8 protein-coding genes are annotated in these 13,788 nt (G+C 46.0%); 1 reads left to right on the top strand and 7 read right to left on the bottom strand.

Translation table 11 applies throughout. The features are described from left to right. Positions 1 to 20: 20 nt before the first annotated feature. Entirely contained in the window at positions 21 to 2,153 is a 2,133-nt protein-coding gene (locus KUA48_RS11350) for a glycosyl hydrolase 115 family protein (RefSeq protein WP_218432587.1), read from the top strand. Positions 2,154 to 2,524: 371 nt separating this feature from the next. Here KUA48_RS11350 and KUA48_RS11345 read toward each other — a convergent pair whose 3' ends face one another. The 7 genes from KUA48_RS11345 to KUA48_RS11315 all read right to left on the bottom strand — a co-directional run bounded on the left by KUA48_RS11345 (position 2,525) and on the right by KUA48_RS11315 (position 13,768). Then, positions 2,525 to 3,541 (bottom strand): branched-chain amino acid aminotransferase, encoded by a 1,017-nt coding sequence (locus KUA48_RS11345; protein WP_153079366.1) that lies wholly within the window; start codon positions 3,539 to 3,541, stop codon positions 2,525 to 2,527. Positions 3,542 to 3,853: 312 nt separating this feature from the next. Then, positions 3,854 to 4,744, bottom strand: coding sequence for a carbohydrate kinase (locus KUA48_RS11340; RefSeq protein WP_117586455.1), 891 nt, complete (start codon positions 4,742 to 4,744; stop codon positions 3,854 to 3,856). Between the two features lie 47 nt (positions 4,745 to 4,791). Continuing rightward, the gene (locus tag KUA48_RS11335; RefSeq protein ID WP_153072859.1) at positions 4,792 to 5,943 is read right to left on the bottom strand and encodes an MFS transporter; all 1,152 of its coding nucleotides are present in this window, start codon (positions 5,941 to 5,943) and stop codon (positions 4,792 to 4,794) included. A gap of 163 nt (positions 5,944 to 6,106) precedes the next feature. Next, entirely contained in the window at positions 6,107 to 7,825 is a 1,719-nt protein-coding gene (locus KUA48_RS11330; RefSeq protein WP_218432586.1) for a DUF4980 domain-containing protein, read from the bottom strand. Between the two features lie 434 nt (positions 7,826 to 8,259). Next, a complete protein-coding gene (locus KUA48_RS11325) occupies positions 8,260 to 10,737 on the bottom strand; it encodes a LamG-like jellyroll fold domain-containing protein (RefSeq protein WP_218432585.1) in 2,478 nt (825 codons plus the stop codon). Positions 10,738 to 10,863: 126 nt separating this feature from the next. Next, positions 10,864 to 12,063 carry a DUF4960 domain-containing protein gene (locus tag KUA48_RS11320; protein ID WP_218432577.1) on the bottom strand — a complete coding sequence of 400 codons (1,200 nt, stop codon included), beginning with the start codon at positions 12,061 to 12,063 and terminating at the stop codon, positions 10,864 to 10,866. 31 nt (positions 12,064 to 12,094) lie between these two features. Continuing rightward, a complete protein-coding gene (locus KUA48_RS11315) occupies positions 12,095 to 13,768 on the bottom strand; it encodes a RagB/SusD family nutrient uptake outer membrane protein (RefSeq protein WP_218432572.1) in 1,674 nt (557 codons plus the stop codon). Positions 13,769 to 13,788: the final 20 nt, after the last annotated feature.

The following is a 13,788-nucleotide window of genomic DNA, read 5'->3' as shown; positions in this document are numbered from 1 at the left end:
CAGACAAAAACATAAGAAAAATGAAATATAAAAAGATTATATTAGGCGTTGCCTTGGCTCTGGCCTGCTTCTCTAGCCTGAATGCCAACGCGCTGACCGAAACCAAAGTGAAGAAGACGGAAACTCAGGCCGCAGCACCCAACGTTTATTGGACCGACGGCTACGGCAGAGTATCTTATACCACCAACTCTATCATTTCGCCGGTAGTAAAAATTGCCCTCAAGGAGTTTGCGGGCGATATGAAAGCCGTAACCGGATTCGATGCGAAAGAAAAATCAGGTGCTCCGATACAGATTTACCAGCTCGACCAGCTCACCAACAAGGAGTTTTCGGCAGTAGAAAAACTCGGTGCGCCGCTGCATCTTATTATCACCGCAAAGGATGCTTTCTACATCGGTACGAGGAAAGGGAAACTCATCGTTATCGGAAGCAACGCCCGCGGAACGGCTTACGCCATCATGAAACTCTCTGAGCTGGCTGGCGTTTCGCCTCTGGCGGCATGGAACGACCTGCAGCCGGCGCAGCGCAAGAGCCTCTATACACCCGTAGATCAGCAGTGGATTGAGGTTCCGAGAATAGAATTCAGAGGACTTGCCCTGAACAACAGCCAGTGGATGAAACCGCAGAACTACAGCCGCATCGCCCGTCTGATGCTGCGCCTGAGAGCCAATACGCTGTGGCAGGTAGACGGCAGGCACGAGGCTGCTTACAACAAGGCTGTGGTAGACAGTTTCGACATCTGTGTGGCGGAAAACTACAAGGTGACGGAGTTTGTGGGCAAGAAGCACAAGAAGAAACACCGCAAAACCATCGAGAATGTGAAGCTGGTCTGCTCGGATGCACAGATGGAGATGAGCAATCTCTCGCCGGGCCTGCTTCTCGAAATGCTCAACAGCAAGGATTATCTGGAGAGCAAGAATGCCCAGCACGGCAAATCGCACCGCTCTGCCGCTCACAACGACGAAGACTGTGCCTGGATAGCCAACATTACCAATCCGAAGCTGTCAACCTTCCAGCTAGCCATGATGATGAACCTGGCGTGGAATAGAAACGCCCTGAAAGCAGGTTGCAAGACGTATATCCAGAACACTCTCAACGCATTCTTTGGCGCCATTACGGGCAAGAAAATCATGCCTCTGATGGAAGAATATTACCGTCTTACCAGCATCCGCCATTCCGCTTATATGGCGATGCCTTACGGCGATACTGAGTTTCATTCAGGCGAATTCGGCAACGAACTGGAGCGTTTTCTCTACCGCTACGACCTGTTGAAGGCGAAGACTGAATCCATCGAACGCATGCTGCCTCAGAACCAGAAAGACGGTTTCTTCGAGGTTGTGAAATATCCGATATTCCTGGCTGCCTTAGTAGCCGAAAAGGAGCTGGAGGCACAGGAAGCAAGACACATCGCCCGTCCGGGACTGTTTAATAAAGACGATGAGGCGAAAGCTGCAGCGGCTGTGAGCATCGATGCTTACAGCAAACTGAAGCAGCTCAATGCCTACTACAGTCGCATCAGAAACGGCAAATGGAAGGATTTCATCCTTACCAACGGTGCAGAGATGCAGGCTCCGCAGATTCCGGGCACACTCCCGGCTGCCGATATCAAGCAGCTGAAACTTGATGCCTTCGACCGCAGCAACGATCTCAAGCCGCTCTCTGTAGTTACCGGCGACATCATTGCCAAGAATGCCTACGAATGGAGCAAGGCTACTGAATCGCCGCTTGCCCAGGCTGCCGTTAGAGGAGCCGAGAAGATTACCGTCCGTCCGCTGTTAGGTCACAGCGGCAAGGCTGTGAAATTGCCGAAGGGAGCCAGTCTGAGCTATGATTTCTACTGCGACAAGAGCGGTGATGCGCGTTTTACCATTGCCGCAATTCCTTGCTTCCTAAACGCTGTAAAGGATATGAGGGTGAGTGTGAGCATAGACCGTGGCGAACCGGTAATCTGCCAGTTGAAGGAGGTTTACAACTCAAAGGACTGGCAGTTTGACCTGTGGCGCGGACAGACGCTGAAGAGCTTCTACGTTACGCTTCCTGGCGGCAGTCACAACGTAACCATCAAGGCTTTAGACGATAATGTGATGATTGATCAGTGGGTTCTGGATTACGATGTAGACAGAGAATATTACGTATTCCCTGTTGCAAAATAAGAGGCTTTTATGATGCTGAAATGTGTTAAGAATCCTAACTCATAGCTTCTTCCCCCGCATCTCTATGACTTATGCCCCGCAAAGCACAGAGACGGGGAAAAAAGAGCGAGGGGGTTAACAGGTTAACAGTTAACACCCCCAAAATGCATGGTTCCCCCACACACATATAAAAATAAGTATATATATATTATATTATAATAAGGTACGCGCGAGGGGGAGTATCGAAAAAACAGCTGTTAACTGTTAACTCTGTTAACCCCCAGGCATAAAAAGACATAAAAAAAGCACTCCTAGGAGCGTGAACTCCTCAAAGTGCCTTGATCATAATTATATTTCTAATATTGGTTTTTACGCAATAAAGAAGTCATTGATTACTCAATAACTACGGTTGTCCAACCATGCTTGTCCTCAATAGTACCATACTGGATTCCGCGAAGCGTATCATACAGGTGCTTAGAGATAGGACCTGGCTTCTCACCGAAGTTGTAGCGCTTGCCTGTATCCAAGTCATCAATGTAGCTGATAGGACTGATTACGGCAGCAGTACCGCAAGCACCAGCCTCCTCGAAAGTATCCAGCTCATCCTCAGGAATCTGACGGCGCTCCACCTTCATACCGAGGTCCTCAGCCAACTGCATCAGACTCTTGTTGGTGATAGAAGGGAGGATAGATGTACTCTTAGGAGTAACGTATGTATTATTCTTGATTCCGAAGAAGTTGGCAGCACCACACTCATCCATGTATTTCTTCTCCTTAGCGTCGAGATAGAACTCGCATGCATAACCCTTCTCGTGAGCGATATTGTTGGCTCTGAGAGAAGCAGCATAGTTGCCACCAACCTTATAGATACCTGTTCCGAGAGGAGCAGAGCGGTCGAAATCGCGGATGATGACGTATGGGTTGGTAGAGAATCCACCCTTGAAGTATGGACCTACTGGAGTTACGAAGATAAGGAAGCAATACTCCTTAGAAGGATGAACACCCACCTGAGCACTTGTACCGATGAGCAGCGGACGGATATAGAGCGTAGCACCACTCTCGTAGGTAGGAATCCACTCCTGGTTGAGGCGAACCACCTTCTTCACCATTTCCTCGAACATTTCTGTAGGCACCTCTGGCATCAGAATGCCGCGACATGTGCTCTGCAAGCGCTTAGCGTTCTCGTCCATACGGAACACGCGCACCTTACCGTCTGGGCAACGATAAGCCTTCAAGCCCTCGAATGCCTCCTGACCATAGTGCAGACAGGTTGCAGCCATGTGCAATTTCAAATACTCATCAGAGCAAACTTCTATTTCGCCCCATTTGCCGTCGCGATAGTAACAGCGAACATTGTAGTCAGTCTGGCGATAGCCAAATGACAAATTAGACCAATCTAAGTCTTTCATAACATCTATATTTTTAATGTTCTACTAATATTTTAAATGCAAAAATACAAAATAATCTATTAATCTGCAACTCTTTTATAATATTTTTAATGAAAACGTTATCTTTTTATTCATTTCTGCCATTTTGGGGCATCATTTTACCATTTTAGGGGGGTCTTTTATTGTAATTGAGAGATTGTATTTCTGAAAATGAAAAAGCTGCACCCATTCTTCGCGAACAGGATGCAGCTTACCAACTAACATTAACTTTAAATCAACTATTCTTTAAACCTATCATTTTATATTGCTATATAACCAATAGGGGAAGCGAGGTTAACGGGTGTATTCCTCAGGAATCTGAGGCATCGCTCCATTCTGGGTACAAACGTAGGCACTTACCTTTACGGCAAGTTCGTGAGCCTCCTGAATGCTCTTGCCCTTCAGAATGCTGGCACAGAATGTGCCGGTAAAGCTGTCGCCTGCACCTACTGTATCAGCCACCTCAACCTTTGGAGTCTCCTGGAATGACTTCACACCCGGAGCAAAGACATAGCTGCCGTTTACACCGCAGGTCAGCACGAGCATATCGAGATTATACTTGCCGAGAATCAGCCAGCACTTGTTCTCGATATCCAATCCTGGATAACCAAAGAGACGGCCGATGGTAATCAACTCCTCATCGTTGATTTTCAACACATTGCAGCGCTTCAAGCTCTCGGTAATCACCTCAGGAGTATAGAAGTTCTGACGAAGATTGATGTCGAAGATCTTCAGACAATCCTCTGGAGTATGATCGAGGAACGTATAAATGGTCTTACGGCTAACCTCACTGCGCTGTGCCAGAGAACCCCAGCATACAGCTCCAGCATTGACAGCAATCTCCCTAATATCACTGGTGAACGGGATATTATCCCAAGCTACACCCTGCTTGATATCGTAAGTAGGAACGCCCTCCTTGTCGAGCTGCACCTGAACTGTACCGGTAGGATAATCTACTTCAGGCATTACATACTTCAACTTCTTCTCATCGAGAATGCGAAGGGCTGTTTCGCCCAAGGCATCCTTACCCACAGCACTCACGGCTACAGAATGCAAACCATGCTGACCTGCGTGGTAAGCGAAGTTGGCAGGAGCACCGCCGAGTTGAGAACCACTAGGGAGAACGTCAAAGAGGATTTCGCCCAAACCTACACAATATTTTGTATTTAAATTCTTTGTTTCCATAATTACACTTTATTATATACGATATAAACGATTGCGGATGATTTATATTATAACTTGCGGATATAAGTGAAGAGATAAGCGACTCCCACAGCCATGACAGCCACAGCACCAGCCTGACCGATAGCATCACTGGCAAAGCCCATAATCAAAGGGAAGACGGTACCACCGAAGAGGCCCATAATCATCAGTCCACTCACCTCGTTCTTCTTATCAGGCATAGCTAGAAGTGCCTGAGAGAAAATCATGGAGAACACGTTAGAGTTGCCATATCCCACCAGGGCGATGGCGATATAAAGCATCATCTTGCTCTCGCCTACCCACATGCCTATCATACTCAGAGCCATCATCACTACGCTGATAACGAAGAAAGTGCGGGTCTTCATCATGCGGAGGAAAACAGTACCGGTGAAACATCCGATGGTACGGAAGATGAAGTAGAGCGATGTAGCGAAGGCAGCCTCGTTCAGCGTCCATCCCAGACGCTCCATCAGAATTTTAGGAGCTGTGGTATTGGTACCCACATCGATGCCTACATGGCACATGATACCGATGAAGGAAAGCAGCACGATAGGTTTGCCGAGCAACTTGAAGCACTCGCCAAAGCCGGAAGCCTTACCCTCGTTCTTCTCCTCCTCGATAGGTGTACCAGCCAGGAAGAAGGTAGCTGCGATTCCGATAACCATATAGATTGGGAAGAGAATTCTCCAGCCTAAACCAAAGGTAGGAATGCTTGCCATGGCGCCCCACATAGCGATGTATGGAGCCAGGAAGGAAGCTATCGCCTTGACAAACTGACCGAAGGTCAATGTGGATGCCAGGTTCTGACCTGATGTCACCACCGAAACCAGAGGGTTCAGGGATGTCTGCATCAAGGCATTACCGATGCCGAGCAATGAGAACGATACGAGCATCAGCTCAAAGTTTTCGCCAAAGATGGGCAAAAGGAGTGAGATAACGGTAACAAGCAAAGACAGGAGTACTGTCTTCTTTCTACCTATCTTATTCATCAGGATTCCCGTAGGAACCGAGAAGATGAGAAACCAGAAGAATACCAGCGATGGGAACAGATTGGCTGTTGCATCATTGAGGTTGAGATCTTCCTTTACGTAGTTGGAGGCTATACCTACCAAATCTACAAATCCCATGGCGAAGAAACAGAGCATCACCGGGATGATTGATAACTTTAATGATTTATTCATAATTGTTAGCGTTATTGTTTCTATTTTGTTGGTGCAAAGGTAGCGATAAACGATACAATATATCATAAAATATCGTTCATCAGCTACCATTTTTGTTGCATTGTTACATCAGTAACACTCTTAGAAACAATAGTGTTATAGATTCAGTTCTTAACAGATGAGGTTACTTGATGTCGTAAACCTGATACTTACCCTTTCCCTTTACAGTAACCTTGTTGTAAGGCTTGCTTGGGAACACGAGATTGGTCATAGACATCTTGCCGTCAGCATCCAGTGCCTCGATGCTGCTCTTGTCAATGAAGATGCGCAGCTGGCTGATCTTGCCATAGGTTGGAGCCTTGGTGACTGCAGCGAAGTCCTTGCTGAAATCTACCTTACCGCTCTTGGTTCTATCCATTGAGAAGGTTTCTGCCTTGGCATCGTAGTTCATCACTACCTTCTCGCCCTTGTCGTTGCTCAAAGTGATAGTAGCATTTCCCTTCAGATTCACTACCATCTCGCAAGATTCTGTGAGTTTCTTGCCAGCCTTCTTGCTTCTTGCCGCAGTCATCTCTGGAGATGGAACCACGCTGCAATAAGTTTCACCCTTATACTCGAAGAGACCTAAGTCGCGAGGAATAGAGTTGCCTGAACGGTACTGCTGGGTAGGAACCTGGTTGGCATACTGCCAGTTGCTCATCCAGGCGATAGCCACGCGGCGACCTTCTGGTGCGTTATCAAAAGTAACTGTAGCATAATGATCCTTTCCGTAATCCATCCACTTGGTTACCTCAGGCTTGCTCTCGCAAGTAAACTTATAACCGTCGAAATCGCCTACGAAATACTGGGTTGCTGAACCACCGGATGGACCACCAGGATTGATGTTGCAGATGAGCATCCACTTCTCCTTATCGGTGCCACGAACCTTCAGCTTCATCAGGTCTGGGCATTCCCAAACACCGCCATGGTTGCCATACTTCTCACCGAAAGAGCTTTCAAGTTTCCAATCCTTCAAATTATCAGAAGTATAGATTTCCATGTGCTGACCGGCAGCCAGAATCATATTCCACTTCTTGATGTCCTCGTTCCAGAACATGTGTGGGTCACGGAAGTCTGGCACAGTACTGGTGATAATAGGATTTCCTTCATATTTTGTAAAGGTCTTGCCGTTATCTGTACTGTAAGCCATGCTCTGTGTCTGGTTCTCACCAGCCGAAGTGTAGAGAGCCACAACAGCACCCTTGCCCAAACCAGCAGTATTATTCTTATCCACAACGGCAGAACCGCTGAAAATGGTACCAATTGCATCTGGCTGGATAGGGGCACCCTGGAACTTCCAATGTACCAAGTCGGTAGATGTAGAATGTCCCCAGGTCATATTCTCCCACTGTGATCCGTAAGGATTATACTGGAAATAGAGATTCCATACGCCATCCTTATAGAACATACCATTTGGGTCGTTCATCCATCCGTAAGCAGGAGTGTGATGGAAATCCGGACGATACTGCTCGCGATTCTTCATATCGAAAGCATCAGAGAACTTCATCTCCTTCCAGCAAGTGAGGGCATTCAGTCCTTCCTTGCTATAATCACCATTAACATGGATATCGAGAGCCAGGCCTTTCAAGCCAGCAAACTCATCCATATAGAGGGGAACGAAATAATCTACGTGATCTTTAGCCAACTTCACATTGAGGGCTTTCACCTGCTTGTTGTCAGCAATCACCTTGATATTTGCCATCTCAGCATCCTCCTGTACAGGAAGCAAGAGACACTTCTGGTTCTGACTCTCCTGGCTGATGCGATAGAGACAGTGATTATTGCTCAAGAAGGAAGCCTCCTGGGCATAACTGGCGGTGAAACCGCAAAGAGCGACAAGCGCTGAAACAAAAATCTTCTTCATATTATAAGATTGTATATAATTAATTGTTTACTCTACTTAATTTTATATAGGATGCCTTCAGCAACTATCTTATATATGATGCCTCCAGCACGTTTTACTTTTTATATGTATCCTGAAAAACAATCCTCTTACCCGTCAAGTAATTAATTCCTACTGTATCCTTAAATTCTAACTAACCTAAAAACTAAACCCTTTTATCAACAAATACTAAAATCCTTATTATATCAACTAAACCAATCAACTATCAATGGATTAAACTGTTTTTATTTGCATGACTAAACGATTCAAGAATAACCTCTTCTCGTTTTCTGCTGCAAAATTAGTAGTTTTGCTGAAAAAAGGATTCACCTAATCGTTCATACCCTAATAAATATGTAACATGAACACATTTTTAATAAGCAATGAACACTTTTTCCTCATTATCAGGCCAAATCCTATGATTCCAAAGCTATCTTCGTGGAATAAACCAAAGTATTATGGGCATCCAAGACCTTCACGATGAATATCCCGCTGCCTATTTGAGCTATGGAACCAGACTTTTCCAAAGCAGAGAGAGATTTCAGAAGTCTTCCGGCAACATCAAAAACCTTCAAGGTATAGCCTTCCTCAACAAACTGATAATTCAATCTGCCATCTGCAACATGAAACTGTACAGCGGAAGAGGAATTCTGGACATGCAGAATGCCCGAAGATACCTTGTTGGCATCGAGCTTATAAGCCTGCAAAGACTTAACGAGTGTTGTTCCCTCGCTGAAAACCGTAGCCTTGACTGCATCCACATTCTGAGGGAAGATTCTTACTGATGCTGCATAGGTATCATTCACAAAGATATCAACAATGGAATGATCCACATAAGCAGTAAGTTTTACTTCCTCACCAGCCGCAACAGGTTTTGCCAATGTTGACTGATAGATTCCCTTAAAGACATCATCCTGCACGATACGGTTGATACCGCTGGCATCCAACTTCACTACTCCACTTACTGGAGAGTAAGTAAGCCGAACCTGCTTGTTGCCATCGCCAAAGAAGGTAAAGCCGAAATCGCTGTTGCCAGCAACAAAGGTACCATTCAGTTCCAGACTTCTTCCTTCTACAGGCGAAAGATTCTGCTCGCCATGCAAGGTAAGGTTGTTCTGAACATAAGATACCTCTGAACGCATAGCCTTCAGACCCTCGAACGGTTTCTGAACCAAATTGCCCTGGGCATCGAGGCTGATTTCGCGTGGCAAACCATAAGTGTGAGCATATCCCAGGCGATAATTTTCTGCACCAGGCAACTTATCAGGTACGATACCCAACATCAGGGTTTTGCCATCTTTCTGGAAAATGGTTGGCGACAGGAAGCCATAGCCATCCTTTGAGAAACCCGGAAGTTCCAGGGTCTTGGGAGCCTCACTATCAGGAGCAAAAGTACCGTCGCTGTTGATACAGCCGGTCCAATACAAGGTATGAACACCCAGCTTTGTGTTTAACGGAGTAACCATAAACACCCATTTGTTGCCAAACTTGGTAACGGAAGGCATCTCCCAGAACGTTCCATCCTGTGCCTTACTGGTTCCTCGGAAGAAGATGTTGCCATCGTTGCTCCACTTACCGGTGAGCTTATCGTAACGATGTAAGGTTGTGGCACCTATACCATCTTTTGAGGTACCGGCAATCATGTAGAGCTTATCACCATCACGGAAAAGGAAACAATCGCGAAAGTCATCGCTCAATCCATCAGGACGACCATTCACTATCGGATTGTTCTCCAACTTCTGCCAGCCTAACAGGTCTTCATCCTTTGGCTTAGCCTGTGAGAACATAGCCTTGGCATAATCTACACCCGTATAGAAGATATTTGGCTTGCCACCCGTCAGTTCATCATCGGTAAAGACACAACCCGACCAGCAACCTTTCTTGTCGTACCACTCTTCAGGACTGACAGCCACAGGAAGTTCCTCCCATTTATAGAGATTATCGCTCACGATATGTCCCCAGTTCAAGCGAGTCATATAAGGTCCATTAGGATTCTTCTGGAAAAACACATGATATTTTCCGTTATAGAAAACAGCTCCATGCGTTTCGTTTGTCCATGCTCCCGAAGGCATACCATGGAAAGCCGGACGCAGGATATCAGAAGCATAACGTTCCGGAGAATAAGTCAAGACAGGGGCGTTCTGAGCCTTCTCATTAATTACTTCGCTGTTGATACCCTTGAAGATTTCAAAATCATCTATCAAGCCATTATAAGTATTCAGGCAGAAAAGCCCATCCACCTTATCATCCTGGAAAGACTTGCCTATCATGAAATCTGCAGAACCACCATTCATGCCACCTTTCTGACACTTGGCTGTAGCCACCTGCACGCCATTGTTGTACATTACCACCTGCTTGTTCTCGGCATCAACGGTTACCACCAGATGATTCCACTTGTAACGCGCCAATTTGTCACTGGCTTTCAGCATCACCTTCCAGCCCTTGACATGACAGATGAACATATAGGTGCCACGGGAACCCAGGCGGAAAGCAAATCCTTTATCACCACTCTCCACCACATTCAAGTCGGAAGCCTTCAGGTTTCCGGCCATCGTAGTAAAACACTCGCCATCCTCATCCAGCCTCATCACCGGATAAGACTCAGGTGCTACCCAAAGAGAGAATGTCATCTGGCTTTGCCCATCAACAAGAGTTGGGTCTATCTTAGCCTGAAGACAGGAAGAATAGCCATCCAGTCGCCACGCATTTCCCTGGGCACCAGCCACAGAAACCGGAGCTAAGGCTCCCTGAGCCTGAAACTTCTGATTGCTGACTGATTCTATGGTAGTAGCATCAGCCGACATCTCCATAGGGAATTTTACCACCTGGGCCTGGGCATTGACACAAGCCATCAAGGCAAATGAAAGAAAGAGTGCTTTATTGAGTTTTTTCATATCTCACTTGTTTAGTTCTTGGATTTAAAACCTAGAAAGGGAAGACCCTCTTTGCGCACACAACAAAGAATAACACTCGTTAGTTTTCACAAAGACTGCCTTCCTATTTCTGTTTAATTCAATTTTTTATTCTGCAAGATAGTCGATGCAGTTCTTGGTCAAAAGCTCTGTGTTTGCCTGGAACTTGTTGCCACCTTCCTGGTTGAACTCGTATGAGCTCAAACCGATACAGAGAACTGTACCCTTGAATTCTGCTGTAGGCTGGAATTCTACGATACCCGCACAGCAATAATCGGTTACATGACCCCAGGTAGCGAGTACTGTAGAGTTGGTCAACTGCTGGAACGCATCTACTACATTCTTTCCTGCAGGAACCTTAGATGGCAAGTCGTAGGCATTGAGATCCCACATACAGTTATGATCTTCGCGGTGACCAGGACCCTCCAGAGGATAAGACTCATGGTCGTAATTGTCAACAGGATCATTAGCAGGAAGTACCTCCAAACCTGCAAATGCTGCATGTGAACGATGATCGTACTTAGGATTCTGATTGCTGCCGATTACGGCATTGGTAGTCCAATAATCAGTACCGGAACCACCTTCGCCAGAACTGAAGATGCCAGGAGCCAGCGAGTTGTCAACACGACCGATGGCAGCAGAAAGCTGAGTGGCATGCTTGGTGAGGAACAGGTTACCACCAGACTGAGCGAAAGCCTTCAACTTGGCAACAACATCGTTATCAACGATTTCTGCAGGCAACTTCTGCCAGCCGTATTCCAAACCTACACGGTCTATCTGAATCCAGATCATGCTATACTGACCACGGTCAATTTTATTCATTGCCTTGATATCAGAAGGTGTGAGTACAGCTCCCTTATCACCATAGGTTTTCTTGAACCAATCCAAGGCTTCGCTCTCATCATCATCAAGAGTAGAAGCATCATTTGAAGGAAGCAGGATGGCAACCTTAGAAGGCTCGGCATTGATGGTAACACTTGTTGAAACGCCATCAGAAACACGACCATCGTCATACTTCATCTTCACTGTATAGAGAAGCGTAGATTTACCTGGCTGCAACTCCAACACCGCAGAGTTGACCAATCCCAAACTCTCCAGGAGAGCATTGTTGCGATAAATATCCACACCCGACTTGTTTTCGTCTGTTGGCAAAGTCCAGTTCAATGTCACGGTTCTACCATCTACCTGCGAGGTCAGATTCTCTGCCTTTGGAGCCTTAACACCCTCAGGAATATCTACATCAGAGCAGGATGTAATGGCAAAGAGAGCCATGCAAGCTACTATGAAACTATATATATACTTTTTCATAATTGTCTATTCTTTAAAAATTCGTACCCGATTACTTGTAAAGTCCATTTGAATTGTTCACCTCATCATAAGGTGTAGGCAAGAAGATTTCATCCTTTGAGATAGATGCACCCTCGTAATAAGAGTGATATCTCTTTTCAGACTGCATGTACTTATTAACAGTATCAACCACATTGCCCCATCTTACAAGGTCGAACCAGCGGTTACCCTCCAGGGCAAGCTCTAAACGGCGTTCCATGCGGACAGCCTTGCGGGCATAGTCCTGAGTCCATTTGCTATCATCCGGATAAAGTCCTACCTCGTAATTAGCCTTTGTTGGGTCGAGATCCACTGGGCTATAGTCTGCATCTACACTACGCTGTGCCTTCTGGCGAACAGAGTTGATCAGATTGCGAGCCTCAGCCAAATCCTTGTTCTGCTCAATGAGAGCCTCAGCCTTCAAGAGAACGATATCTGCATAACGAATCAGGCAGAAGTTCAAGCCAGAAGCACCCCAAGGGAATCCCTGTACCATATCAGGTGAACTTGGATCGATCATGCACTTCTTATTAGAATACTCACCATAGATTTCGTAAGCACGGCACCAGTTCATATTGTAAGTATGACCACGGAAAGGCATACCCAAACGACCTACAGTGAAGTCGAGACGTGGATCTACATTGCCCTGATAATCATTAGCACCATCTACAGAGGTCTTTACGTAATGCTCAGAACCATCCAGATAAGGAAGACCATTCTCGTCTGTAGCGAATGCATCAACCAAGTTTTGGCTGCCGAGGAAGAAATCATCACCATTACCAAAGAGATTGCCCTCAGACATGGTAGTGTTCAGAAGATTGCTCCAGTTGATGTGCATATTGTTGTTACCAGTAGAGAACTGAATAGCCATCACAGACTCATTCTTATTGTTGAATGCAATCTTAGACATATCGCCATAATTGTTGTAGAGCGAATACTTGTTACTCTTGATAACAACATCACTCCACTTCTCCACCTCAGCATAATTGCCTGTAAAGGCATCCACCTTAGCCAGGATAGCGGCAGCAACATACTTATTGAATCTACCTACCTGGCTCTGAGACTCAGGCAACACGTTGTAAGCTGACTCCAGATCCTGCTTGATAAAGCCGAAAATCTGATCACGAGTATATTCATCAATGCGCTTACCGTTAGGATCCTCATTCTCTGTGAAGTAAGGAATGCGGTCGAAGATGCGCATCAGGTCGAAGTAGAAGTAAGCACGAAGCGTCTTCAACTCGCCAAGCAAAGCCTCCTTGTTGTTCACGTTATCAGCCATATCAATCGCATTCATCGCCTTGTGAACACGAGAGATTGCATAGAAATCGTTTCTCCACTTGAAGAGCGCTGTGGCATTATCGCTGGTGATATTTGAAATCTCCAACTGGTGGATATTCTGCTCCATAGAGATTCCACCACCACCCTTGAGTGCATCGTCAGAGCGAACATCAAACACCCAGTTTGTGATAGGACCGGCGAAAGACTCGTTGTTTCCGAAGAAGTGAGCCTCCAAGCCTGCGTATGCCGCAGACATCAATCCCTCAACAGAACTATCATCCAACTGTGCCTCGGTAAAAGCACCCTGTGGCTTGAGGTCTAAGAAGTCGTTACAAGACTGGAATGTGATAGAAGACCCCATAAGAGCAGCAGCCACTGCCATATATTTAATATTAACTGAGAATTTCATATCTATAATATAATTAATGT

The organism is Segatella copri, from assembly GCF_019249795.2.
GTDB lineage: Bacteria > Bacteroidota > Bacteroidia > Bacteroidales > Bacteroidaceae > Prevotella > Prevotella copri_B.
This window is presented reverse-complemented; position numbering and strand designations above follow the sequence as displayed.

Coding starts and splice junctions, on each gene's coding strand:
- KUA48_RS11350 (WP_218432587.1), top strand. CDS start 21: ATGAAATATAAAAAGATTATATTAGGCGTTGCCTTGGCTCTGGCCTGC.
- KUA48_RS11345 (WP_153079366.1), bottom strand. CDS start 3,541: ATGAAAGACTTAGATTGGTCTAATTTGTCATTTGGCTATCGCCAGACT.
- KUA48_RS11340 (WP_117586455.1), bottom strand. CDS start 4,744: ATGGAAACAAAGAATTTAAATACAAAATATTGTGTAGGTTTGGGCGAA.
- KUA48_RS11335 (WP_153072859.1), bottom strand. CDS start 5,943: ATGAATAAATCATTAAAGTTATCAATCATCCCGGTGATGCTCTGTTTC.
- KUA48_RS11330 (WP_218432586.1), bottom strand. CDS start 7,825: ATGAAGAAGATTTTTGTTTCAGCGCTTGTCGCTCTTTGCGGTTTCACC.
- KUA48_RS11325 (WP_218432585.1), bottom strand. CDS start 10,737: ATGAAAAAACTCAATAAAGCACTCTTTCTTTCATTTGCCTTGATGGCT.
- KUA48_RS11320 (WP_218432577.1), bottom strand. CDS start 12,063: ATGAAAAAGTATATATATAGTTTCATAGTAGCTTGCATGGCTCTCTTT.
- KUA48_RS11315 (WP_218432572.1), bottom strand. CDS start 13,768: ATGAAATTCTCAGTTAATATTAAATATATGGCAGTGGCTGCTGCTCTT.